Consider the following 25352-nt stretch of genomic DNA (forward strand, 5'->3'; position numbering starts at 1 on the left):
CAAGATCATACTTGTATGAGGCATGCGTAAGCAGGCCCTATAGACAAACCCGGCTAGGTGCGATCAAATAAGCATGAGGTCTTTACACTCTCCTCATCAGAGCACAGCATGCTGGCAGTCAGACTCAGTCTCTGCGCTTCCATTTAGGAGACCCTAGGCGACGGCCTGCGGCACCGCTCTGGATATCGCAGCCCTGAAGGCCTCAGGATCTTCTACCTGAGGTTTCCATGATGCGGGCTTCCTACAAATCACCAACAAACCACTCCCCAATGTAGGGAGGATCGAAGTTAGCATCAGATAGAACTCCCGTAAAGGCGTGGACAATTTTTTGCAGGCGAGATGTTCGAACGTACGCTGGGTAAGAACTTCAAAACCTGCTGCCTTACAGATGAAGGCGGTCTCGCTCAAGGTGTATTCGCGAACATGTCCTCGCCACTGCCCAGCCGAGTGGTAGAACGCATCGATGGATGGATAATTAGTCTGCCCTAACACAACCGATAGCCGCTTCCTGAGGTTCACTGAGTTTGGCATGACGATTACAAGCAATCCATCTCGGCGAACGAACCTACCCATTGTGTTCAGTAAGGCTCGAGGTGACTCGTGAAGATGCTCTATCACTCCGAGCGCAGACACCACATCAAAAGACTCTGACTCAAATGGTATGGCGTAATCATTTGGCGTTTGATGAAAAAACTCAATTCCCGTCAGCGCAGCAAACTCTTTAATTTTACCAGCGTTGCCATTTCTTTGATGCCACGGGTCGGTAAGATCGTCAGCGGCACAACATTGAAAGCCAAGAAACTTGAACATGGCTGTCTTATCCATTGGGCCACTCCCAATATCAAGCAAACGCCTTTGCTCAAAATCCGGCAGAAACTTGCGAAGCTCTCGAACAATCACCGAGACTTCCTCCAGCATGGTGCGGTCACAGTAGCCATGAAACGGGAACAGGTTTTGTAGTTTGTGAAAGATGTCCTCAAGTGTCTGATCAGTCATCCTATTCATATACACTCCCTCATCAACGACACACGATCATAAGAATATTGCATTCCGTTCTCAGCCCCTCATACATACTCACGCAAAGGCAGGACATGGGAATGCGGCTCCGCTCACTCCTGTAGTAACCAGAGTTTATTTCGACTGTTTAACCCTTGGCTTTGCGAACCCTCGGTCAACCTGTCGCTACTCACACTCTCCGAAGCCACCTCACCTCCATGCATACTTTGCAAACTACACAAGGTCGCCCCACCTAAGGCAAATCCAAGAGTGGTTACAATTGAATTTGCAAACACGTCAGCCGTGTTTGACCACAACATCAGACACATCACCCAGATACTAAAAAACAATGCACCGGAAGCGACGGGAGACCCGCGATGTTCCCGATAAAAGTGCCAGGCTCGAGCAACCACCGTCAGGTAAGCCAATATTATGGTCATCGCAACCAGAAGCCCCACTTCTCCAGAGAGTCGGATGAGAGAACTCTCGCCCAGGCCTTCAAGCTTGATTCCCTCATACACCAGAGTGCCGCCAAAACTGCGGGCTCCAAAAGTAAAATAGCCAAGCCCCTCCCCTGACATGAGATGGTCTTCCATGACCGTCTGGATGGGGAGCCATAGATTTCCCTCTAGCCGGAGAGGAATGGCATTGATGACACTGGCAAAACGCTCATAGACGGCCATGGCCATATCCGGCTTTGCAACCCACGCCCCGGAGACTCCACCAATAATGAGCAGGCCCAGGACTAGAATCTTCCAAACACCTATGCCATGTCGGCGTGTACCCAACGCCACTATTCCGATAGACAGCACGAGAAACATCAGGGCCGCACGCTGTCCGGAAATCAGTATTATGGCCAAATCAAACAGCATGAGCGCGTACGGCCATGGCGATCGTTTTATAGCCGCAAATAGCAAGTAGCACCACTTGAAAAGCACAAGGGTAAAGATGACCTGTCCGAACTTTCCCGTATGGGTGAAAATGGAGGTAGGCCGAAACATACCGGGGATCAGAACCCCTTTATCCGTTGTGGCGAAGTCCCCGACTCCCAGCGCCGATGTTCCCCAAACTGCGTTGATGGGATGATTCTTACCCAGGACAATCTGCATGATCGCCATGATACCGATGATCATGATCCAGACGTTGACGCAGGAGAATATGCGCTCATAGCCGCTGTCGACCGCAGACAGATATCTGGCTGAGACCAGCATATACACCAAGGGCAGAAACGTTGCCCGCAACCCGACCCCATAGACTCCTATATGGTTTCCACTAATTGTATAATGGCTTGCCGTCACGAAAAGAAATACCGCGCTCAATACGACAAACGCCATCGGAATATTTCTCACATTCAATCGACCTCGAAGGCCAACAGCAATCGCCGTCGCCAACACCAAAACATCTCCCCCTAGGAAGACGAGATCCGAGTAAATCAGATACTTCCTGACAGCTTCCTGCAGAAGCGGTACGTTAAGCACAAATAGTAACCACCAATGGTTCATGCTCGATTCTTCTGCGGGGCCTTTGGCTCACTCTTGATGAAGCTTCAGCGACCAGCTAGGCCATATGTGCTCACCAAGAACATACCGTGACGACACATACACATACCCTACCAACAGCGAACATTCCGTAATAATTCTACTCCAAATTGCGCCGGTGATCCCGTAGTGAACTATAAGTACATAGGCAGAAGAGACTCCTATACAGGTTGACATAACTTGGCAATACAACCTGTACTTCCCGAACTCCCTCGACATTAATGCACTTTCCACACTGCTCGAGACAAACCGCAGCACAATGCAGGCGGACAAAAGGGAGAGGATGTGGCCAGACTGACCGTACTTGTCTCCAAAAAACACACTCACAAGAGATGCTCCCCACAAATACATCGTGACGGTGCATCCAACACCCAACATGGTCATGACGGCACAGCCTAGACGATAGACAGACAGAAACTTCGGCCAATCCCCGTAATACCAGCGGTGTATTTTTGGTGAAAGGAATTTTTGATATATCGCCTGAGGGATAAGAAACACGACCAATAGAAATGTTGCGGCCATGGCAAATTGTCCAGCCGCACTGGGGCTCACCAGAGCTGCGAGCAGCACGATATCAGCTCGACCATAGAGCATGGCCAAGGCTGCAGACCCGGCATACGGCCATGCAAGATTCAGGAGTGCCTTGAAACTTGGGTCGTCGCGTGAGAGCTTTTGCGCCGGATCTTTCTCCGATGTGTACCCTGATAACCGCATCCTCGTTGGCGTCAGTGACAACAATCCAACCCCTGAAGCCACAATGAGAAACGCCGAAACAATCCCATAGCCTTTGACAACTATCTCGAGCGTCGGAGCCGTGGAAAGATAAATCTCAACCGCGACTATCAGGCGACCCAGATGTGGAAGTATTTGCCAGATTGAAAGTACTCCATACCTTGCTTCAACTTGCAATTTGGCAATCAGCAATTCCACCAGGACTTGCATGACAACCATCACCTGCAGCCACCCAATCGTTTCCAGCAGCCGCGGATCATCGTATACTCCCAGGAGTATGACCCAAGCTATCATCAGCACCAGCGGTCCCCAAAGTGCCAGAAACTTAAATGATCGTCTTATCCATGGAAACCCGCCCAATCCTTCTTGGCCAAAAATCAGTAGCCAAACACTTGGCATACCGAATCCTATGACACCACTCATGATGACGACGATCGACATCGCCATACTGAGTAGCCCGAATTCTTCAACCGTTAGACTCTGCCCTAGTAGCACCTGAGTGAGAAAAGCGAGGAACCCAGACCCTGCCAAGCTCATAAAGATCGGGACAATGGTCTTGATCCCGGCCCTAATGTCTACTGTGCCAGTCAATGTGATGTGCCCTTTACCGGTCGCTCAACGGCATGACGATGGGCTGTTGTCAATCAATCTGCAGCGGCACAACGGATGACGCTGCCTGACTGGGAGAAGATAATTGAAGAATGTGATAGACGAGTTTGGCTCGCACCTCTTGCAGGTTTGGAGGAAGAGCTGATCGCAAACTTTCAACGTATCGTCTGGCTTCAATAGTTGCAGGAGTGTGCGGCCCGGGAACGGCTTCTAGCATATCTTCTAATGTCGTGACATAACGAACATCATCAATGCCCTCTCGAAATCCTTCCCATGCAAGAGTGTCTATGACACCATCAACGGTTGGATACGTAAAATTATGGTCGCGATAGCGGGCGTGGTCAAAATCATTCCACGTGAATGCCATCGAGTCTTGGTAGGCATAGGGCATGGCTCCATCATAGTTATTTCTCCATAACTCAAGCCCATAGTTTCGTCTGAATATCTCTGGATTCTCGGGCCCGGTTGGCGGGTTGGCGTAAGAGAAAATCTTGTGCCCGGCCCGATGAACATTCTCCGCCTGAGCCTTCTGTAATTTTCCAGCCATCACAAGGAGATCCAGCAAGTCTCCAACTACGGGAAATGCTTCTGCCTGTCCGGCCGTAAATACCTTGACCCCTTCATTTCTAACCAGTTGCCACGCTCTCCGCTGGGAAACTAGCTTTTCCCCCTTGGCTTCATCCATGCCGTACAGGTAGACCTTCTCAATACCATACTCACCCGCTATCTCCTTGATGACATTCACCCGTCGCTTCAGCCCATTGAGTTCGCCAGGTGTCTCCGGGTTTCCGGTACCAGTCCCTAAATAAAACAGCGTGGATGAATCTAATCCAACATTCTTGCGTAGTTCCATTGTCTTTCCCAATGCCGCTCGATCTAGCGGCTGATACACCGTCGGATACGTGACTCCATGTGCCAACATGTTTTGCAACTCAGCAAGAAATTGCACCTGCCCCTTTCGTTCCGATGAAATACTTGGGACTTCCGAAAGCGTTCCCCGATAATAGATGCTATATTGGATCCTTGGAGCATGAAGGTCCACAGGAAGGACCTGAACATTGAGAGTGAGAGTCTCACTCAATCCCTTGTCGTCAGTAAGGGTCAGCCGTCCACTATAGTTTCCATCTTTTGCATCAATGGGAACATGCATGGTTAACCACAGCTGCTTTGCATCACCTCGACGAATCGTGAGCGGTTGAAGTTCAGCGGCATCGGCAATAGGAAATTCCGTAACAGAGCCCATAATGCGACCGCTCAGCGCAGCTGGCTCGCTAACTGATACCAGCTTTGGACCGGAGGGGAACTTCAGTCTGAGGAAATTGGCCTTTGACTGTTCATCGAGCTGAACTAAACCGTCATCTTTGAGAAGAAGTTCGGGCACTAGAATCTTCGCCTGCCCCATATGAGACAAGCCGACCGTACTCCAACCTCCGCCTGCCTGAAACCATACTTTCACAAATCGTACGTCCATATGGGAACTAGGGATGGTCCCACCACTACCGACAAGGTCACTGACTGAAATCCGCAAGTTCTCTAGATCGCGGACCATGGGTCGCATAACGAAGCTCGCGGGTTCGTATTCACCTCGGCAGGCGACCATACCTATAGCGGTGTGCGGCTTTCCTGGAAGGGAAACGATATCGGGGAGGATCGGTTGCCCACTTATCGGATTCACGATATGCACAAGGATGGGGCCAAGATTGGACGTTGCAGCATTTCCGGGAACGCTGAAGTAGGACACGGCACCAAACCCCAGGAGAATGGCGCCTGCTACCAGGGCCAGAGGTTTCCGCACCTTAGCAAACATTTTCACGTTTCACCTCACAGCTAATTGTATTGCACCACTATCCCCTCTTGGCAGAAACACGTAACATCTGCCATCGCTCTTGCCATTTCCGAACTGGAATGCTGATCATCACACGGAGTCTAGATCGCCGCACAATGCTTCCCACGTATTCCTCTATTCAATGTGCTAAGACCAACAGCGAATACCCCCCCAGAACCCGCGCCGTGAAGGGCACGCTCACTTTCGAGCATAGATAACGAGGAACATTGGCCATGGCCTTTCTGAACGATGGATGCTCCATGAACAGTTCAAAAGATGGATTGGTGTAGGCCCAGTCTACAATTTGATGCCCTGTATCTTTTAACGTGGCAATTGCGGAGTCGGCTGTAAAGTAGTGCAGATGTCCTATGGAATATCTATTTGCAATGAATGTATTTCGAAGCACTGATGAAACATGCAGATCAAGCGGAATATGGTATATTTTATACATAGCCTTCTGTTGACACTTAGCCAAGAAACCCATGTAGTCTGGCACATGCTCGTAAACATCGACCGCAAGAAGTACATCAAAATATGCCGTATTGCTGTCTGAGAGCAGATCTTCACAATGGAATTGGGTATTTACTTCTTTCGCTCGATTGGCCAACTCAATCGCCTTTGGGGAAATATCGTATCCCTGGAATTGCGTATTCAAGAGGAGGTCCTTCCTCGATAACTCTCTAAGGACACCGCCAACACCGCACCCGATCTCCGCAACCCGCTGAGGCACAACATTATTCTTCACCAGGAGTTTTAGGATTTGAGACGCCTTCCACGGAGAGTCCTCTGCATGCCATGTCTGTGTTACTTCCAGATACTTTCCACTCGTGTAAATGGCGCTCATCCTCACTCCATCCACATGCTCGGTCATACTAGTCCTCTCTGCCATCTTGCCACCGCACGGCACTAAAACACCGGCCGGCTTCCATGGCCGAGCTATCGCCTAGTGAAATATGGGGCAAGCGTATAAGGTCCTATGCCCGACTGTTCATCGGTTAGAGTACGCTGTCATAATGGCTTTTGAAGCTGAGCGCCGACGGTCTCAGGCCAATTGAGTCGGAATGGTTTTATGATGATATTGGTTGCCTGAACCTGTGACAACTTAAAATCAATTTTTGACAGACCAGTTGGGTGGCAGGAAGAAATCAGCACTGACACTAGTTAAGTAGTTTTCGAGGAACCCATCGCTCCAGAATAACTGCCTTGACAAGCTACAGCGTGGAGCAGGAAAGAGGTTGCAAATTGTCCCTGACCATTTCGATAAACTCCGGCATGAGTCACTGCAGCAATCGCTCCACATGTTCTACAATCCGCTCCGCCGCTTTCCCATCCCACAGCGGAGGAATCGCTCCTTTCTTCCATCGCCCGGCCGTCAAGCGCGCGAGTGCGGGAGGGAGCTTGCTCGGATCGGTTCCAATCAATTCATTTGTGCCAATCGTGATGGTCTCCGGCCGCTCCGTGTTGTCACGCAGCGTGAGGCAGGGCACACCCAACACCGTCGTCTCTTCAGTAATCCCACCGGAATCTGTAATCACTCCTTTGGCATGATTGACAAGGTAATTGAACTCAAGGTAGCCCAATGGATCGATATAGTGCAGTGATGGAAGTTGCTGCCCTGCCTCTCGCAGATTCTTGGCTGTTCGAGGATGGACAGGAAAGATCACGGGTAACCCTTGCGTACCCTCTGCAATCGCGTGGAGCAGCTTGAGCAGTTGCAGCTCTCCGTCGACATTGGCAGGGCGGTGCAGCGTGATCACAAAATACTGTTGCGGCTCCAGCTTCAGCGACGGCCAACAGGCCGGAGGTTTCAATCGTGACACATTCTTGAGCAGGGTATCGATCATCGTATTGCCGACAAAAAAGATCCGGTCATCGGTAACACCGGCATGTCGCAGGTTTTCATTGGCCGTGTCGCTGGTCGTAAAGAACCAGTTGGTGATCGAGTCGGTCACGACTCGGTTGATCTCCTCCGGCATCGTCCAATCGCCTGATCGAATCCCACCTTCGACATGTGCCACCGGCACACCCAGCTTGCGTGCCACGATGGAACAGGCCATCGTCGACGTCACATCGCCAACGACAAGACAGAGCTCGCTCCGTTCTTTCAATAGAATCTTCTCATACCCGATCATAATGCCGGCAGTTTGCTCGGCCTGAGTCCCCGATCCCACCTCGAGATTGATATCAGGATCGGGAATCCCAAGTTCTTCAAAAAAGCTGCCCGACATCGCTCGGTCATAATGCTGACCGGTGTGGATCAATCGGTACCGGAGCGGTCCTCCTCGACATTCAGCGGCCTTAAGCGCCTCGATGATCGGCGCGATTTTCATGAAATTGGGACGTGCCCCCGCAATGATATCAATGCGCTTCACTCAACACCTCATATGTGCAGTGATCCAATCACGTACCTCACGTGATGGTAGTCACTCTCAATGCTGAGAGCAACCTTATAGTAGTATCGGGTCAATAGATGTGATCGCCGGGGAGACGATTGTATCGATGACGAAGACCATCAGAAGTGCACTTCGCGGATCGACTGGCTATGGGATTGAAACCACTGGACGGTTTTCCTGACTCCATCGCTCAACCCGTGCCTGGCTTGAAAGCCAAAGAGCTGCTTAGCACGGCTGACATCAAGACAGCGGCGAGGCTGGCCGTTCGGCTTCGTGACATCCCACTGAATCTGACCGGTAAACCCGACTTCGGCTGCAATCAATCGAGCCAGATCGCGAATCGAGATCTCTTCACCCGTCCCGAGATTGACCGGAAGGTTCCCCTCATACTGCTCGGCGGCAAGCAGAATACCTTCGGCAGCATCCTCGACGTACAAGAATTCTCTGGTCGGGGATCCGTCTCCCCACAGCGTAATCTCCGTGCGCCCCTCCTCCTTCGCCGAGACACATTTTCGTATCAACGCTGGAATCACATGCGAGGTCTGTAAATCGAAGTTGTCTCGCGGGCCGTACAGATTCACCGGGAAGAGGACGATCGAGTTAAATCCGTATTGATCACGATACGCCTGCGACTGTGCCAACATCATTTTCTTCGCCAGCCCGTACGGCGCATTGGTTTCTTCTGGATATCCATTCCAAATGTCGTCTTCCTTAAAGGGAATGGGAGCGAACTTGGGATACGCACAGATGGTGCCAAGCGCCACAAACTTCTTCAGCCCCCCTTGGCGTCCAACTTCGATCAGCTGCGTGCCCATCATCAGGTTGTCATAGAAGAACCGACCGGGGTTCGCCTGGTTCGCCCCGATCCCGCCAACGCGCGCCGCCAAATGGATCACCAGATCAGGCCGTGCGTCACTGTAGAGTCGCTGAACAGCATCCATCTGCACCAAATCGTAGTCCTTGCTCCGTGGAACGACGATCTGGCGACACCCTTTGTCTCGCAACAGATCGACGACGAATGAGCCCAGAAACCCAGCCCCCCCGGTCACAACGACACGCTTATCCTTCCAAAATGACATCTCTTCCACCTTACTCCATGTCCTAGCTTCGCTTCCTAGTCCCGTCTAACTTCTCTTTTTCCGCTGCCAGATCGGCATCGACCATCATGGCGATCAGCTCTTCAAAGCGCACCTTAGGCTGCCAACCAAGCTGTTTCTTCGCCTTGCCGGCATCACCGATGAGGAGATCAACCTCCGTCGGGCGATAGTATGTGGCATCGATCTTCACGTGCTTCTTCCAATCGAGTTGCAGGCGATCGAAGGCCAGCTCAAGCATTTCCTTGACCGTATGAGTCTCCCCCGTGGCAATGACATAGTCATCCGGAGTCGGAGCCTGCAGCATCATCCACATGGCTTCGATGTAGTCACCGGCATAGCCCCAATCACGCTTCGCGTCGAGATTACCCAAAAACAAATCTTGCTGGACGCCGAGCTTGATCCGGGCGGCGGCCTTGGTGATTTTCCTCGTGACAAAGGTCTCACCACGCCTGGGTGATTCGTGATTGAACAAAATACCGTTGCATGCAAAGAGATTGTAGGCCTCCCGGTAGTTGACGGTAATCCAGTAGGAGTAGACCTTCGCCGCTCCATAGGGGCTCCTTGGATAGAACGGCGTTGTTTCTTTCTGGGGCACCTCCAGCACCTTGCCGAACATCTCACTGGACGAGGCCTGATAGAATTTCGGCTTGAGTCCCGACTCTCGAATGGCTTCCAGAAGCCGAATCGTGCCCAGTCCTGTAATCTCCCCCGTATACTCGGGAATATCAAAACTGACCCGGACGTGACTCTGAGCGCCAAGGTTGTAGATTTCGTCAGGTTGGACCGTACGCAAGATCCGATTCAGAGAACTGGCATCGTTCAGATCGCCGTAGATCAAATGGAGCCGCCGATGCGGTACGTGTGGATCCTCATAAATAGGATCGATACGCCCCGTATTGAACGAGCTGGACCGACGGATAATCCCGTAGACTTCGTATCCTCGGCCAAGGAGAAACTCCGATAGATAGGAACCATCCTGGCCCGTAATCCCGGTAATGAGTGCTTTCTTCACGAGTGAGAACCTCCTCTTCTACCATCAGGCAAAGGGATTATTGCCAGCTTCGATGGACTAGTCTACCCACATCATGTAAATAAATCGTTAATAAAAGAATCTTGCGGCGACGAAGGCAGACCAGATACCATACTCCATCATCGAGAGCGGAGAGACTATTGTCTGTGGCAACTGTTGCTCCTCAAAATGTTCGCCGCATCGGCTTGTTGCTGTGTATGGGGGTCTCCGGGTTACTCCTGGCACATGCCATCAATGCGTTTGTGGCCGATACCCTCTACGTTATTCCGGAACGGGCTGCGGGATCCGGGAATGGCCCCTCGGCAGGGACGCCGTTGATCGCGTCCTATTCGCCGACGCAGGCCATCGAGCATATTCGCTCCAGTGGTCTCTTTTTGCTTCCACAGACTCCTGAGAATGGATCGACCGGCGGCACCTCGTCTGGCCGACGAGGATCCAGCGGTCCAGTAGTTCGAGCGTCCCTCGGGCTGGCTGGGAAGCTTCGCTTGATCGGCACGGTACTCGGTGATCAGCGTGGTGTCTTTGCCATCGTAGAAGAACTTTCCTCGAAACAGCAATCGTTGTACCACTTGCACGACTCCGTACTCGATCTCGGCGAAGTCACCGAGATCCGTCGGAAGGGAATTATCATCCGTCAAGGCAATGTCGAAGAGTTGTTGGAACTGGGGATCTCGGAAGGACTGGCCGCGCAGATGGGTACTCCTGGCGCTATTCCCGGTCCCCAGGCGACCGCCCCACCAATGTCGCCGCTTCGCAAAGTGGTGGATCGTCGTGAAGTGGAACAGGCCATGAATGACCTCCCGAAACTCCTCTCACAGGCACGAGCGGTACCGAATACGGTCAACGGCGCCATCAACGGGTTTCGTCTGGACTACATTGCACCCGCGAGCTTTTACGAAAAAATCGGGGTCCAGACTGGAGATGTGCTGCAGCGGGTCAATGGCGTCGATATTCGAGATCCAAGTACCATGTTGAATCTACTTCAGCAACTCAAAAACGAGCAGACCGTGAAACTCGACCTGGTCCGAAACAACCAACGATCGACCATCACGTACGAACTTCGCTGATCCCACCGTTGGCAGTGGCACAATCTACGGAACGCAACAGCCGAAGATTTTCGAGTTTCTCACGTCAAGTTGCTGGTGCCTGCTCAATACCTGAGCTCCGAATCGTGAAACCTGAAACTCGATGTGTCACGAAAGATCACTCTGAACGACAGGCACAAGGCCTCGATTTTCCGTAACAATCTTTCCATGTTCTTGCCAGGTCGTCCTCAGGGAGAGTATCTTTACCCTTGGAAAGATAGTAAGACTCGATAGCGAACCCCCATCTCAAGTACGTGAGTTACGGGTAAGAGGTCAGAGAATACGTGTCTGAACAAGACGAGCCCCAGCGACCCAATGTCAGTGTGACGCGGCCACGCCTGGGAGAGATTCTCAGGGAAAAGTTTCACCTCTCGGAACTGAAGCTTGAGGAAGCGCTCGCCTACCAGCAGGAGAAGGGTGGTCGGTTGGGAGAAGTGCTGTTGCACCTGCGCATACTGCGGGAAGAACAGGTGCTGGAAGCCCTGGCCCAGCAATTCGACATGACCTGGATCCCCCACCTTGACAGCACACATGTCGATCATGAGGTCATCAAGAAGGTTCCGATCGCCTTCTGCCGGCGCTACCGCGTTCTGCCGATGCGAGACGAAAACGGAGCCATTCTTACGGCATCGAGTGATCCGTTGGAAACCGTCGCCATGGATGATCTTCGCTTGTTGTTGGGGAAACCGATCGCGCCGGTCTTGACCAGTACTGTCGCGCTCCTCGCGAGGCTCAATCGAGCCTACGACGACATTGCGAATCCGGCAGGCGCCGAAGAAGTGATGGAGGATATCGCGGCGAACGAAAGCCTCGACCAGCTGGCGCACGAACTCGACGAGCCGCAAGATCTGCTCGATGCGACCGACGAGGCCCCGATCATCCGACTCGTCAACTCGGTCCTATTCCAGGCGGTTCGGCAACGAGCCAGTGACATCCACTTCGAATCGTTCGAACGGGGGTTGGTGGTCCGCTATCGTATCGACGGCGTCCTCTACCCGGTCCTCACACCGCCCAAACACTTGCAAGCCAGCATCATCGCACGCCTCAAGATCATGGCCGGATTGAATATTGCCGAGAAACGGCTGCCGCAGGACGGTCGGTTCGCGATTCGAACGGCCGGAAAGGACGTCGATCTCCGCGTGTCTGTCCTCCCCACCTCGCATGGTGAGCGGGTTGTGTTGCGCTTACTGGAAAAGGAGAATCGTCTACTGAATCTCTCTGAGATGGGGTTTTCCAAAGACCGTCTGGTGGTCATTCACCAGCTCATCCAACTGGCACACGGGATCATACTCGTCACCGGCCCAACGGGAAGCGGGAAAACAACCACCCTCTATGCCGCACTGACCCACATTAACTCGCCGGACAAGAACATCATCACCGTTGAGGATCCGGTCGAATACCAGCTGCTTGGCGTCGGGCAAATGCAGGTCAACCCGAAAATCAATCTCACGTTTGCCGCCGGGCTACGGTCGATTCTTCGACAGGATCCTGATGTGATCATGATCGGGGAAATCCGCGACCGTGAAACGGCGGAGATCGCCATCCACGCGTCACTCACCGGACATTTGGTCTTCTCGACACTCCATACGAACGACGCCGCGAGCGCCGCCACACGGCTTATTGACATGGGGATTGAGCCCTTTCTGGTCGCCTCATCGGTCGTCGCCGTGCTGGCGCAACGGTTACTCAGACGGATTTGTCCCGACTGCAAGCGCCCCTATCGGGCCAGTGAAGACGAACTGGGTCGGCTGGACTTACCGCCTGGTTCCGCAGTGACACTGTATCGAGGAGCCGGCTGCGCCGCCTGTTCCCAAACCGGCTATCGCGGACGTATCGGCATCTTTGAACTGATGGTATTGGACGATGACATTCGACGACTCATCGGCGGCAAGGCGGACTCGACTGCCATCAAACAGACAGCGATCGCAAAAGGCATGGTGACATTGAAGCAGGAAGGTGCGGAGCGAGTCATCCAGGGCCAGACCACATTGGAAGAAGTCATGCGGATCACCCAACAAGAGATCGACGTAGACTGATGCAATTCTATTTCTCCATCCCTCACCACGTCCGGTCCCACCAGCATCAGGCTGCATCGCCGGCTTGGGTCGTTCCTGAAATCGGTTGATCATGCCCGTCTACCAATACCAGGGATACCGCAGTGACGGGGGAACAGCGACTGGAATCATCGACGCTGAAAACGTCAAAGTCGCGCGGTTGAAACTTCGCAAAGAGGGTGTCTACCCAACCGATGTCGTAGAGCAGGGACAAACGTCCAGTCGAACAGCATCCACAACCCGCACCAAACCCTCACGGGTCATCGGACGAACATCGGTACTCACGGCCAACGATCTATCCCTGCTCACTAGGCAGTTTGCCACGCTGCTCGTCGCTGGTTTACCGCTGGTCGATGCCCTTGGCGTACTCGTCGATCAGGCCGAAAAGAAACCGATCAAGTCCCTGCTCGCCGACATCAGGGAGCAAGTCCGTGGGGGAAAAGCGTTGAGCGTCGTCTTGGAAACGTACGACAAGGATTTTTCCCCTATCTATGTCCATATGGTTCGAGCCGGTGAAGCGAGTGGGGCACTCGATCAGATTTTATTCAGACTGGCGGAGTTTCTTGAAAAACAGCAAGCCCTCCGAACCAAAGTGACCAATGCGATGCTCTACCCGGTGATCATGTTGGTCATCGGAACCGTCATCCTATTTTTCCTCATTACCTTCGTCGTTCCCAAGATCACGCAGGTCTTTGCCCAACAAAAACAGGCTTTGCCATGGCCGACCGTCGCCCTCATGTCGACCAGCCAGGTTTTCTCTGATTATTGGATGGTGTTGATCGGGCTGGTTCTCGCCGGCATCTATGGAATTCGACAATTTATCCGCACGGAACGAGGCCGCATGGTGGTGGACCGCCTGACATTGAAGCTCCCGTTGATCGGAGACGTCGCACGGATGGTCTCCATCTCCCGACTGACAAGCACGTTGTCCACAATGTTGGGAAGCGGTGTGCAGTTGCTCGATGCCTTGGATGTCTCCAAGCGGGTCATGAACAATCGAGTGCTTGAGGAAACGGTTGAAAGCGCCAGGCAGAATATCCGCGAGGGTGAGACGATCGCTGATCCACTGAAGCGCAGCGGAGAATTCCCCGCTCTCGTCACGCACATGATCGCCGTCGGAGAAAAAAGCGGTGAGATGGAGGAGATGTTACGCCGGGTGAGCCACATCTATGACGGCGAAGTCGAACGGGTCATTACACGGTTGACCTCACTGATGGAACCGATCATGATTCTCGTGATGGGCGTGATCGTATTTTTCATCGTCGTTGCGATACTATTACCCATCTTTGAGATGGGCCAAATGGTCCATTAAGAAAACAAACTCACATATGCGCACTGACAACTGTGAACGAGCTAAAGGGGGACTGACCATGACAGATTCCGACACTCAGGGCCCACACCGCACTCAAATTCTGGAACAGCGCGCACACCATTGTGGGGCTCTCAACCTGTTCCTTCGAACGACGGCAAACTCAGCCGGTTTTACCTTCATTGAAATTATGGTTGTCGTGGCCATTTTGGCCATCCTTGCGGCGCTGGTCGTCCCGCGCATCATGGGCCGAACCGATGATGCCAAGCGCACAGCGGCTAAAGTACAGATTCGCAATCTCGAGGGGGCGCTCCAGCTCTATAAACTGGATAATGGCATCTATCCCACCACGGAACAGGGCCTCAAGGCGTTGGTTGAAAAGCCGTCGGTTGGAGTGATCCCCAAGAAATGGAAGATCGGCGGATACCTCCCCAAGCTGCCAGAAGATCCATGGGGCAATCCCTACAAGTATCTCAGCCCGGTGCAACGGGCGGATCAGAAACTTGATTACGAAGTGACCTCACTCGGCACCGATGGTGAAGTCGGGGGTGAGGGCATCAACGCCGACATCACGAATTGGAATCTCGACAAAGAGTAAAGACATCAATGGTGATTCATCATTGGCTCGGCATCAGGCTATCAGCGATCAGCCATCGGTCATCAGCTCTTCAGGAGCAATCCTCCGCCTCCTACCCCTCACCCTTCACCCTTCACGACCTACGCTCATCGTCGGGCTTCACCCTCCTGGAAATGCTGATCGCCTTGTTTTTGCTGGGTGGAGTCCTAGCCGTGATCTTGCCTCGCATCACCTTTGAGGAAGACTTGCGCTCTACCGGGAGGAAACTGGTCGGACTGCTGCGAACCTTCCAAGGCCAAGCGGCCATCGATCAAACACCGCTCAGGCTCTACCTGGACCTGGACCAGGGACTCTACTGGATGATGGTGGTGGAAGGAAAAGAAGAACGGCTTCCTCTGGATCCTGCATGGAAATTACCGCGACCGCTTCCGGAATCCATTCGCTTGACTGAGGTCTCCATCGGACAAGACAAACGTATGTCGGGACGAGTGGGAGTGACATTCTTCCCCAATGGACGGATCGAGCCGGTGACGATATATCTCATGGACGACAAAAGTCATCTCTTGGGGGTAGCGGTCGATTCCTTGACCGGGGCCATTCGGGTCAGTGACGAACGGTTCGATCTACCGCTAAACCGCCTGACCCCTGACCGTGTGAAGATCCTCCTAAAAGCCAGCACCCAAGCAGACGCCGGTGGAGCGGCACGAGGAGGCCCCCCACCCCCCCGCGGGGTGCAATGATTTCTGTGACAAACTACCCCATGGCCGGTGAGCGTGGATTCACGCTCCTTGAAGTCCTCCTGGCCATTGCGGTACTGGCCATCGCGCTACCCGTCCTTCTTGGTCTGAGAAACTTTGACCTCGATCTCCAAAGCCGGGCGACCGAGCTCACCGCCGCAACCCTGTTGGCACAGGAGAAACTTCTTGAGGTTGAACTCGCTGGTCAGTATGCCGTTGGAGAAACCCTGGGAGAGTTCTCGCCTCTCCCGCTGGGATCTCAGACCGCGCTTCAAGCGGTTCCACGAGCAGTGGGCTATCGATGGAAGCGCACCATTGTACCGACTCCGCTCGATTTTGTTCGAGAAGTTCGCATCAAAATATCGTGGCCGCGCGGTGAGCGAGAAGAATCGTTGGAGGTCAGCACCTATGTGCTCGCAACCCGCCTCCCCTCGTAAGGCAACCAGGCAACAAGGATTCACCCTCGTTGAAGTCCTGGTCGCCGTGACGCTGCTCGGCACCATCGCGGCCATGGTCTTCGCGTCACTCTTGACGACGACACAGACCGTAGAGGCAGGGAGAGAACACACGACCCGAGAACAAACCGTCAGGAAGATTCTCCGCTTGATGGCGGAAGAGATTGCACTCAGCAAGCGGTCGATCGCGTACCCGTGGGTTGGGATGAACGGGACACAAGACGGCCAGCCCGCCGATACCCTGGCGATCCTCGCCATGAGCCAGGAGCTACTTACCGTGACCACCACGGCCAAGGAAAGCGACGCCGTTCGAGTCGTGTATACGCGCGAACGCGATCGATTGATTCGGTTCGTTCGAAAAAACCTCTATACCTTGACGGATACCAACGAATCGCTTGATCAAATGGAATTAGCCGACCGAGTTCACGCGTTCAATATCCGCTATTACGATGAGCAGAACCGTGTCTGGCTCGACGAATGGCCAAACGCCAGCAAGTTGCCTAAAGCCGTGTTACTTGAAATAACATTTCAGTATCCCGATGCCGCACCGTGGACGGTGCGGGAATGGGTCACCATTGGAACATCATGACCATCAAATGGCCTGACGCCTGGAAAGAAATTCTGTCATGGACCATCGGCGGGATCAGCATCCTTGCCCTCTGCCTGATTGCCACCTTCCCCTATAGTGCGCTCCAGAACCGTGTCGTGGCAGAACTGAAACGAGCCACCGGCCTGGACATCCGCATTGCGGATTGGACGATCGGACTGCCGCTCAGCCTGGAATGGCGGAATGTGAGTCTCTCAAAACCGAACCTCGATCCGGTTGAGCTGACCAGCCTGCAGGCCCGGCTCGGTGTCTTCGAGGCACTTCGAGGCACCCTCGGCCTCGACGTTCTTGTCCAACTGAGCGAACCGACTCCTCGCACAAACTTCGTCAAGGGGACGCTCACCGCAGCGACGTTCTCCATGGCCGGCCCGCTGACACTCAAGGGACAACTCCAACAGGTCGATTTACCGAAACTCATCCGTCGATACGTCACCCGGGGGACTCTCAACGGAGAATTTTCTCATCGAGTGGCTTCCGATCCCTCTTCCCCCAACGTCCTGAGGAGCGAGGGAACCTGGACCGCAGAGGCCACGGACTTGGAGATCGACCAGATTCCGCTTGGCAATGGCAAAATCTTGTCGCTGACATTCAGCAGGGCCGCAGCCGGGCTTTCCTGTAGAAACCTCGTCTGCGATGTCACGCAATTGAAGGGTGAGGGGTTGGATGGATCGTTTGAAGGCCAAGGACAGATTACTCTGCAAAACCAGATCCCAAATAGTCAACTGGCGCTGACGGTGACGCTGATCCCTGGTCCTGGGTTTGCCTCAAAGGCGGCAACCCTCGGCCTCCCATCGTTTCCTCCTGGAACTCCCATCACCGTCAAGATCATAGGAACCTTGGCACAGGCACGGATCGCGTTGTAAAGTAGTCGGAAAGTTTCAGGTGTCGAGTGTCTGGTTGTGCGTGCCAGGTCGCATGTTGTCGGTAGGATTGACACACGACACTAGAAACTCGAAACGAAGGTAAAGGCTGAATTCATGGCGATTGTCAATGAATGTGTCGGGTTGGATATCGGACAAACGGGGTTGAAGGCCGTCCGGTTCCGTCGCCGACTAAGCGGACGCGAAACCGTCGATTACTTTCAACATTCCTTGCCGTTTTCCCGCCCGGAGGATCTGGAGCCGGCTCGGCGCGTCCAATCCCTTCGAGGCTTCCTCTGGCGCCACGGACTCTACGCCACCGATCGATTGGTCACGGCGATCCCCTGTCAAGACCTCTTTGTTCGTACCCTCTCCTTCCCCTTCAACGATGCAGCCAAACTGGCGCAAGTCGTTCCGTTTGAAGTTGAGAACCTCGTCCCAATGGCGCTTGAGGACCTGGCGGTCGACAGCCTCGTCTTGCCTCCCGGCCAGTCTCTCGAAGGACCTCCTCGCGACAGCAAAGGCTCCGAGGTGCTGGTCACGGCGGCACCCAGGGACAAAGTCGCCGAGCACCTCCGATTCCTGGCCCAGGCCGATATCGAACCCTCCGCGATCAACGTCGATGCCATGGCGCTGTTTTCCGTGACGCAATACCTTCAAGGAGAAGGAGCAACCGTTCCGCAAGACTTGGCGATCATCGATATCGGTGCCTCCAAAACCACGCTCTGCCTGGTAGAAGGTGGACGCCCGGTCATGCTCCGAACGATTCTGTGGGGCGGCAACCACCTCACACATGCGTTGGCCGCCCAACATGCCTACAGCTTCGCCGATGCCGAACGCCACAAACGAACCATCGCGGTGGACCAGGTGAGCGGCTTGCTGGAGCCGATCGTGAAGGAGCTTCGTATTACCTTGCAGGCCTACCAAGGGAACGAGCGGAGTCGGTTAACCCACTGCTGGATTTGCGGAGGCGGATCAAAGATGGTGGAGATCGGCGGACACCTCTCTCGACAATTAGGACTCTACGCAGTCGGGCCACGACAGGGGTTTGGAGCCGACACCCCAAGAGCATTTTCCATTGCATTCGGATTGGCCATTCACCCCAAGATTGTTCGCCCACGGTGGCGATTCAAGTCCTCCCCCTTGGGGCTCGCGCTCGACCTCAAAAGCGTGTCCGACGCCGCATCACCGGATGTGGCCACCATGAAGCAAAATCGCCGCTTGGCGATCATTGCAGGGCTAGTCATCGCCGTGCTGGCGCTCCTGGACTTCTCGGTTCACTACTTTCTGCAAGACCAGCGTGTCACACGATTGAGAGCCGCGCTCCTCAGTCAGTACGAGCAAGTCTTTGGGACCGGGACGGGCGCCTCGCCCGGGGAGGAAGTCGATCAAGCAAAATACCGCATCGGCGTCCTCGATAAGGCCCTCGGGTTGGTCGATGCCACGGATGGAAAAGTCCTCTTCACTCTCTCGACGTTCGTGAAACAACTTCCACCTGGTACGATGATCAAGGTACGCGAGCTGACCGTGGATGGGGCGGTCATCCTCATGGAGGGAGAAACCTCCTCATTCGATGCGGTGGAGCGAATCAAGCAAGCGTTTGCAGCAAGCCCACGCTTAGCGGAGGTCTCCGTCACGGAAACCCGCGTGGGCGCCTCACCCAATCAAGTCGTTTTTCGCATATCCGTCACGGTGGAGAAGCCATGATACAGGGCTTCAAAGAACGCTGGCATCACATGTCTCGGCGAGAGCGGACGCTCCTGCTCGCAGGTGGGATCGTGCTTGGACTCAGTGTGTTGTTCGTCCTGATTGTCGACCCACTGTTGGACAATCTGGAGCGCCTGGAGCGCCAAGCCACGCGCAAACAGAAGGATCTTGCCGAATTGGCTCAACTCGGCCAATCCTATCTCGCGAAGCGAGATCGCTTGAGCATGATCGAGAGCCGCATGCCTCAACCTGAGAGCCATTTCTCGCTCCTCACCTTCATCGAAGAGGCGGCGACGACGGCACAGGTACGAGAACAGATTACCGGCATGCAGCCGCATGTCCAGTCCTTAGCGCAGGGCTACCAAGAGACCGCGGTCGATCTCCGATTGGAAGGCGTCCAACTCCCAGAGTTATTGGCGTTACTGGCTGCGATCAATCAGGCTCCCTATGACCTACACGTTCGCCATCTGCAGATCCGTCCAAAATTCGACAACCCCGTCAATCTCGATGCCACCGTTCGAGTCTTGAGTTATGCCAAGAGCTGATGATCGCGGTATCGCATTACTGCTTGCGCTCCTGGTCCTGACCCTCCTCACCGCCCTCATACTCGAATTCGACGCAGAGGCCAGACGAGAATACCGAGCAGCCGCCACCTTTCGCGACGACTATAAAGCCACCATGCTGACCCGGGCCGCCGTCCAGGCCACAAAAGCCGTGCTGCTCCAAGATCTGTTGCGGGAAAAGATGACCGGCCAGAAATACGACGGTCCGACCGATATCTGGGCTATGCCGATCAAGCAGTTGCCGATCGGCGACGGGTTCCTCACCGCTCAGATCCGGGACGAGACGGGGAAAGTGAACCTAAACGATCTTGCCTCGACCTCAGGAGGTGAGCTGGAGCAAAAGAAGAAGGTGGCCCGGGTCAAACGACTCTTTGAGTTGCTGAGAATCAGCCCCAATCTGGTTGATGCGCTCATCGATTGGGTGGACCAGGACGAAGCCCCTCAGCCGGCCGGCGCCGAGAGCCTCTACTATCAATCTTTGAGACCACCCTACCGCGCCGCCAACAGTCCCCTCCCGGGCTTGGGGGATTTGAGGCTCATCAAGGGATTTACGCCGGAGGTCATCGAGCGGATCACGCCCTACATCACCGTCTTTCCCATGGAGGGCAGTGCCGCCATGAATGTCAACACGGCCGATCCGATCGTGCTTCAGACCTTAGACCCGGCCGTCACTCAATCCGTAGCGATGGAGATCGTGCAGGGGCGACCGTTCAAGACCAAAGTGGAACTCGACCGGGTCAGCAGCTTTCAAGAAATCGGCCGGACACTGCGAAACGATTACGACATTAAGTCTGATTATTTTTCGGCACGTCTGGCTATCACCGTCAATGAAACCACCAAGAGCTCGCTGGTCATTTTGAAACGAGATGCCGGCAAGGGAGATAGTACGGTGGAATACTTGCGGATTCTCTAGCGGAACATGAGGGGGGTTGAGCTTCGCGGTGCAAGTCTCACGTTTCTTGTCGGACACCAGAATCCCGCAACACGAAACAGGAAACCATGCATCTCACCCGCCTAGTGGCACTGTGATCGTGACTTCATTCCCCCGTTCATTGTAGGTCAGACTTGGGAAAAAAGCTCGCGTCAGAACGATCCCTCGGCCACTCGCACCCTCCGATTCGCGGATTTCCTGAGATCGTGCCAGCACCGTCCTCCAGGGGAATCCCTTTCCTTCATCAGTGATCCGATACTCCAGATGGTTCTCACTCCGCTCGTGAAACACACGAATTGTCACACGGCGTGCTCTGAGACGCGGTTGCGCCACCCGTTGAGCCAGCAACTGATCATAACAACCACTGGCCAGAGCCTCCTGTTTTTCCAGGTCTTGAATCTCGAGATTCCCATGTTCAACGGCATTGAAGAGTAATTCTTGCAGCGCACCCTGAATATGGATTCTCTGAACCGGCGGTAATGCAAAAGCGGTCATCTTGAGCAGCCACGAAATGACTCCGGGGATATACCCAGGATCAGAATCAATGGTCAACTCATAGTCAAATTGTCGAGCCCCCGGCACATCCAGCGGATGACAAGGCAGGAAGTCCTGAGCACGCTGCAGCACGGAGTACAGTTCTTCCTCGGCAACGGGCTTGTGCAGGTAATCAAATGCCCCGCCACGCAATGCCTCGACGATCAGTCGTTCCGGCGCATTCTGCGCCATGACGATCACCGGACATGGCTCATGCCGGGCCTTGAGCTCCTTGACCAACGCCACTCCGGCACCGCCCGGAAGAAACATGTCGGTGATCACAACATCCGGAGCCGCCTCCTCAATTTTGGCCATTGCAACCACAGGGTCGGGAACGCTCGTCACCGCAAACCCTCGGCCTTGCACGTAACGGGCAATTTGCGATTGCGTCTCCACGCAGGGATCGATGACCAACAGTTGATCCACTGGTAACGGCATATTCATGCAGCCATTCCTTGGTCAAGGATCGGACGCAGGCTAGCCAGCAGGCGATGAAGCTCCTGCTCCAACGTGGCATAGAGATCCCCACCCTTGGTCAGGTTTCCGGCTTTCGCGGACTCTTCTAATTCTTTGCAGGCCAGGAGAGCAGCCGGAGCACAAAACTGTAAAATTGCCCCCTTCAATCGATGACTGGATCGCGCCACCGCAGCAGCATCTCCAGCAGCGAGAGCCGCCTGGGCTTGAGCCAAATCTTTGGGACCATGCTCTAGAAACAGCTCAATCATCATCAGGAGCGTCTCGAGGTCCTGATCCACACGAGCAAGCGCCTCTTCATAGTTAAAAGCTGGTTCCTGATTCAGACGATCATTCATGAGTCTGTGTCTCCCTCAATTCCACCGCCATGACCGCCACATCATCAGGGAATTGCTCATGCCCCAGCCACCGAACTGCCTCGTTGACCGCACTGGACAAGACCTCCGACAGAGGTTGCCGGCCAAGCGTACAAACGAGCTGCTCTAAACGATCTTGTCCCCACAGATTGCCAGTTGCGTCCGGCACTTCATAGAGACCGTCACTCAACACATAGAGCCGATCACCGGGGTCAACCGAAAGCACTTCCGTGCCGTAGATTGTCGACGAATCAAACCCCAGCGGGAGATTCGGTTTCGCGATCCAATAGACCTCGCCGGACTTGCGATGAAGAAATACCCCGCTATGCCCCGCCGTCGCGTAAGAGAGGGTATGAGAGCGGATATCAAGCGTCGCAAACACGATCGTGAAATAGTGCCCGTTCTCCGTGAGTGGAAAGTGCTTGTTGGCTTCAGTCAGGATCGCCCCGGGATCACTCGACCCGACATGACGGAGCAAGCTCTCTCGGCGAAGAAACGTGGCAAAGGACGCAGATCGCAAGGCCGGTGAAACGCCGTGACCAGACGCATCAAGCAGATACAGCCCCAACAGGTTGTCACTCCACGGGACCACGTTAAAGAGATCTCCGCCTAACCCGAGTGATGGTCGATACACACGAACCATCTCTACACCGGGAACGATCGTCCCCGACACGGGAAGCAATGACTCGACATACCGCGCCGCCGACTGTAATTCACGTTCGAGTGTGTCTTGCTTTCGACGGATCTCCGCCGTGACGTCTTCCAGGCGTCTGATCAAACCCGCAGCACGGATCCCGGCTTGCACGCGAGCTGTGATTTCATACTTACTGGCGGCCTTGCTGAGAAAATCATCCGCTCCGCGAGCCAACCCTTCCGCGATCTGCTCCGGTTGATCATTGCTCGTCATCATCAGAATTTGACTCGACAAGAGTTCTGGGTCCTGGCGAACCAGTTCACAGAACGAGGGGCCATCCATCTCGGGCATCATCCAGTCCAAGATCGTCAAATCCGGACGCTCACGGCGGAGCATGTCCAACCCGACCTTGCCGTCATCAGCCTGTAGGACTCGATACCCTAGCCGTTTGAGTCGAGCCGCCAACGCAACACGAGCCGTCGGCTCATCGTCTATGATGAGCACGGTTTGAGGTGTGACGTGCGTCCTGTGTTCAACCGAGGTTGAGGGCATTGGGCACCCTGAGTTGGGGTGGGGCTTTAGATTTTTGGTTCCGAGTTCCAGGTCTTGGAGGCCCTGTGTAGGCAGCATGAAACCTGAAACAAGCAACTCGAACCGTACGATTCCTACACACAATACGTTTCAGGAACAAGGCGGCACGACGTCCGTCTAGGCTGCTTTCTGCTGTGCCGCCAATGCATCCTGCTCATTGTCATACACAGGGATCAGTTTCTGAATATTTGCAAGACTCATGATTTCACGCACATAGCTTTGCGGTTTCAACATGCTGACTTTTCCCTGGCTCAGTTTAAAATTCTGAGACACAAGCGCCAGCAGTCCAAGCCCTGAACTATCGACAAAGCGGACTTCAGCCATATTCAGGATCAAATGCCGGCAACCCTTTTGCCGAATGGCCTCCACCGCCGTTTTAAATTGCTCACGATTGGCATAGGTGAGATCCCCGGTCAACTCGAGCACCACGCCATTCAAGACCGGGCGCTCTTTCGTCTGCATCGCCATATCAACCTCCTTAATTAAGAACCATCGCGATTGCTGTATGCACGTGAAGCGTCCGAATCCAAATCGAGATACGCTTCAAGCCTCACACGTCACTCTCATCAACGGCTCACATGCGTTAAGATGGCCCCGGCAATATCGCCCAGGGGGAGCACCTTATCCACTGCTCCTGCTTTGATCGCTTCTTTCGGCATACCAAACACGACGCAGCTCGCCTCATCTTGCGCGATCGTGAACGCACCCGCCTGTTTCATCGTCAACAATTCCTTTGCACCATCCCCACCCATCCCGGTCAAAATCACCCCGATAGCATTGGCACCGGCATAACGCGCCACGGAGGCAAACAGGACGTCCACCGATGGCCGATGCCGATTGACCGGAGGATCCTGATTGATGCGAACGGTATACCGGGCGCCGCTCCGTTCCAGCGCCATATGATAGCCGCCAGGAGCAACCAAGGCATGTCCCGGCAACACGCTATCCCCGTCTTCTGCCTCCTTGACAGAGATCCGACAGAGCCCATTCATCCTATCAGCCCAGGTCTTCGTAAACCGCTCAGGCATGTGTTGCGTAATCAGAACAGGCGGCGTATTGGGAGGAAGGACCTCCAAGACATCTTTGACAGCTTCCGTCCCCCCGGTAGAGGAACCGATGGCGATAATCGTATCAGTCGTCTTGATCATGGCCTGTGATCCGTTGCGACCTGACACCTGGCTCGGCTGCGCAGAGGCCGTAGGGCGATCCCCGAGTGAGATGCGCTTCAGATTGGCACAGGCGGCTGCTTTGACTTTTGCGATCAGATCCTGGGCCACCTCATCCATTCCTTCACGAAGGTCGATTTTTGGTTTGGTAATAAAATCTACCGCACCGAGTTCGAGGGCCCGGAGCGTCGTTTGACAGCCTGCTTCGGTAAGAGAGCTCACCATCACGACAGGCATCGGGTGCCCCCGCATGAGTTTTTCGAGAAATGTGATGCCATCCATCCTCGGCATTTCAACATCCAGGGTAATGACATCGGGATTCAACGCCTTGATCTTCTCTCGCGCGATATAGGGGTCAGGTGCCGAACCGATGACTTCGATCTCCTGATCCTTTGCGAGCAACGATGCCAGGACCTGGCGCATCAATGCCGAATCATCCACGTTGAGGACTCGAATCTTCTTCATGAACACCCCTACGTTTCGGGTTTCAGG

The 25352-nt window shown here is 54.2% G+C and carries 24 protein-coding genes; 11 read left to right on the top strand and 13 right to left on the bottom strand.

What is annotated here, in order from left to right:
- Positions 1–153: 153 nt before the first annotated feature.
- From COMA1_RS15220 to gmd, 8 genes are all read right to left on the bottom strand, one after another.
- Positions 154–1005, bottom strand: coding sequence for a class I SAM-dependent methyltransferase (locus tag COMA1_RS15220; protein ID WP_090750070.1), 852 nt, complete (start codon positions 1003–1005; stop codon positions 154–156).
- Between the two features lie 104 nt (positions 1006–1109).
- On the bottom strand, positions 1110–2498 hold the full coding sequence (locus COMA1_RS15225) for a hypothetical protein (RefSeq protein ID WP_090750072.1): 1389 nt from the start codon (positions 2496–2498) through the stop codon (positions 1110–1112).
- Between the two features lie 27 nt (positions 2499–2525).
- Complete coding sequence (locus COMA1_RS15230) at positions 2526–3857, bottom strand: lipopolysaccharide biosynthesis protein (RefSeq protein ID WP_141654366.1); 1332 nt, start codon at positions 3855–3857, stop codon at positions 2526–2528.
- 49 nt (positions 3858–3906) lie between these two features.
- A complete protein-coding gene (locus COMA1_RS15235; protein ID WP_141654367.1) occupies positions 3907–5688 on the bottom strand; it encodes a glycoside hydrolase domain-containing protein in 1782 nt (593 codons plus the stop codon).
- A gap of 151 nt (positions 5689–5839) precedes the next feature.
- Complete coding sequence (locus tag COMA1_RS15240; protein ID WP_218055403.1) at positions 5840–6571, bottom strand: class I SAM-dependent methyltransferase; 732 nt, start codon at positions 6569–6571, stop codon at positions 5840–5842.
- 406 nt (positions 6572–6977) lie between these two features.
- A complete protein-coding gene (gene wecB, locus COMA1_RS15245; RefSeq protein ID WP_090750077.1) occupies positions 6978–8072 on the bottom strand; it encodes a non-hydrolyzing UDP-N-acetylglucosamine 2-epimerase in 1095 nt (364 codons plus the stop codon).
- A gap of 140 nt (positions 8073–8212) precedes the next feature.
- Positions 8213–9172, bottom strand: coding sequence for a GDP-L-fucose synthase family protein (locus COMA1_RS15250; protein WP_090750079.1), 960 nt, complete (start codon positions 9170–9172; stop codon positions 8213–8215).
- 22 nt (positions 9173–9194) lie between these two features.
- On the bottom strand, positions 9195–10202 hold the full coding sequence (gmd, locus tag COMA1_RS15255; protein WP_090750081.1) for a GDP-mannose 4,6-dehydratase: 1008 nt from the start codon (positions 10200–10202) through the stop codon (positions 9195–9197).
- Positions 10203–10366: 164 nt separating this feature from the next.
- On the opposite strand from gmd, the gene COMA1_RS15260 reads away from it, so the two are divergent.
- The 11 genes from COMA1_RS15260 to gspK all read left to right on the top strand — a co-directional run bounded on the left by COMA1_RS15260 (position 10367) and on the right by gspK (position 21087).
- On the top strand, positions 10367–11287 hold the full coding sequence (locus COMA1_RS15260; RefSeq protein WP_090750082.1) for a PDZ domain-containing protein: 921 nt from the start codon (positions 10367–10369) through the stop codon (positions 11285–11287).
- Between the two features lie 302 nt (positions 11288–11589).
- Entirely contained in the window at positions 11590–13341 is a 1752-nt protein-coding gene (gspE, locus tag COMA1_RS15265) for a type II secretion system ATPase GspE (protein WP_245631120.1), read from the top strand.
- Between the two features lie 91 nt (positions 13342–13432).
- Positions 13433–14671 (top strand): type II secretion system inner membrane protein GspF, encoded by a 1239-nt coding sequence (gspF, locus tag COMA1_RS15270; RefSeq protein WP_090750084.1) that lies wholly within the window; start codon positions 13433–13435, stop codon positions 14669–14671.
- A gap of 58 nt (positions 14672–14729) precedes the next feature.
- The gene (gspG, locus tag COMA1_RS15275; protein ID WP_090750086.1) at positions 14730–15266 is read left to right on the top strand and encodes a type II secretion system major pseudopilin GspG; all 537 of its coding nucleotides are present in this window, start codon (positions 14730–14732) and stop codon (positions 15264–15266) included.
- Between the two features lie 8 nt (positions 15267–15274).
- Positions 15275–15985, top strand: coding sequence for a prepilin-type N-terminal cleavage/methylation domain-containing protein (locus COMA1_RS15280; RefSeq protein WP_090750088.1), 711 nt, complete (start codon positions 15275–15277; stop codon positions 15983–15985).
- A 5-nt stretch (positions 15986–15990) separates the two neighbouring features.
- Positions 15991–16419, top strand: coding sequence for a prepilin-type N-terminal cleavage/methylation domain-containing protein (locus tag COMA1_RS15285; protein ID WP_176698099.1), 429 nt, complete (start codon positions 15991–15993; stop codon positions 16417–16419).
- Positions 16391–17026 (top strand): type II secretion system protein GspJ, encoded by a 636-nt coding sequence (locus tag COMA1_RS15290; protein WP_176698100.1) that lies wholly within the window; start codon positions 16391–16393, stop codon positions 17024–17026. Before COMA1_RS15285 ends, COMA1_RS15290 begins: the two co-directional genes overlap by 29 nt.
- Complete coding sequence (gspN, locus tag COMA1_RS15295) at positions 17023–17907, top strand: type II secretion system protein GspN (RefSeq protein ID WP_176698101.1); 885 nt, start codon at positions 17023–17025, stop codon at positions 17905–17907. Before COMA1_RS15290 ends, gspN begins: the two co-directional genes overlap by 4 nt.
- A gap of 114 nt (positions 17908–18021) precedes the next feature.
- Positions 18022–19611 carry a pilus assembly protein PilM gene (gene pilM, locus COMA1_RS15300; RefSeq protein ID WP_090750096.1) on the top strand — a complete coding sequence of 530 codons (1590 nt, stop codon included), beginning with the start codon at positions 18022–18024 and terminating at the stop codon, positions 19609–19611.
- A complete protein-coding gene (gene gspM / locus COMA1_RS15305) occupies positions 19608–20156 on the top strand; it encodes a type II secretion system protein GspM (protein ID WP_090750098.1) in 549 nt (182 codons plus the stop codon). Before pilM ends, gspM begins: the two co-directional genes overlap by 4 nt.
- Positions 20143–21087 carry a type II secretion system minor pseudopilin GspK gene (gspK, locus tag COMA1_RS15310; RefSeq protein ID WP_090750100.1) on the top strand — a complete coding sequence of 315 codons (945 nt, stop codon included), beginning with the start codon at positions 20143–20145 and terminating at the stop codon, positions 21085–21087. The genes gspM and gspK overlap by 14 nt, the downstream gene beginning before the upstream one ends.
- Positions 21088–21180: 93 nt before the next feature.
- Here the strand turns inward: gspK and COMA1_RS15315 are convergent, their stop codons facing one another.
- From COMA1_RS15315 to COMA1_RS15335, 5 genes are all read right to left on the bottom strand, one after another.
- Positions 21181–22083: an ATP-binding response regulator gene (locus COMA1_RS15315; RefSeq protein WP_090750102.1), complete on the bottom strand. Its 903-nt coding sequence runs from the start codon at positions 22081–22083 to the stop codon at positions 21181–21183.
- The gene (locus COMA1_RS15320; protein ID WP_090750105.1) at positions 22080–22451 is read right to left on the bottom strand and encodes an Hpt domain-containing protein; all 372 of its coding nucleotides are present in this window, start codon (positions 22449–22451) and stop codon (positions 22080–22082) included. The genes COMA1_RS15315 and COMA1_RS15320 overlap by 4 nt, the downstream gene beginning before the upstream one ends.
- Positions 22444–23655, bottom strand: a complete 1212-nt coding sequence (locus COMA1_RS15325) for a PP2C family protein-serine/threonine phosphatase (RefSeq protein WP_176698102.1) — start codon at positions 23653–23655, stop codon at positions 22444–22446. Before COMA1_RS15325 ends, COMA1_RS15320 begins: the two co-directional genes overlap by 8 nt.
- A gap of 156 nt (positions 23656–23811) precedes the next feature.
- Positions 23812–24162: an STAS domain-containing protein gene (locus COMA1_RS15330; protein WP_090750109.1), complete on the bottom strand. Its 351-nt coding sequence runs from the start codon at positions 24160–24162 to the stop codon at positions 23812–23814.
- Between the two features lie 98 nt (positions 24163–24260).
- Positions 24261–25325, bottom strand: coding sequence for a protein-glutamate methylesterase/protein-glutamine glutaminase (locus COMA1_RS15335; protein ID WP_090750111.1), 1065 nt, complete (start codon positions 25323–25325; stop codon positions 24261–24263).
- Positions 25326–25352: the final 27 nt, after the last annotated feature.

Source organism: Candidatus Nitrospira nitrosa, from assembly GCF_001458735.1.
GTDB classification, from domain to species: domain Bacteria; phylum Nitrospirota; class Nitrospiria; order Nitrospirales; family Nitrospiraceae; genus Nitrospira_D; species Nitrospira_D nitrosa.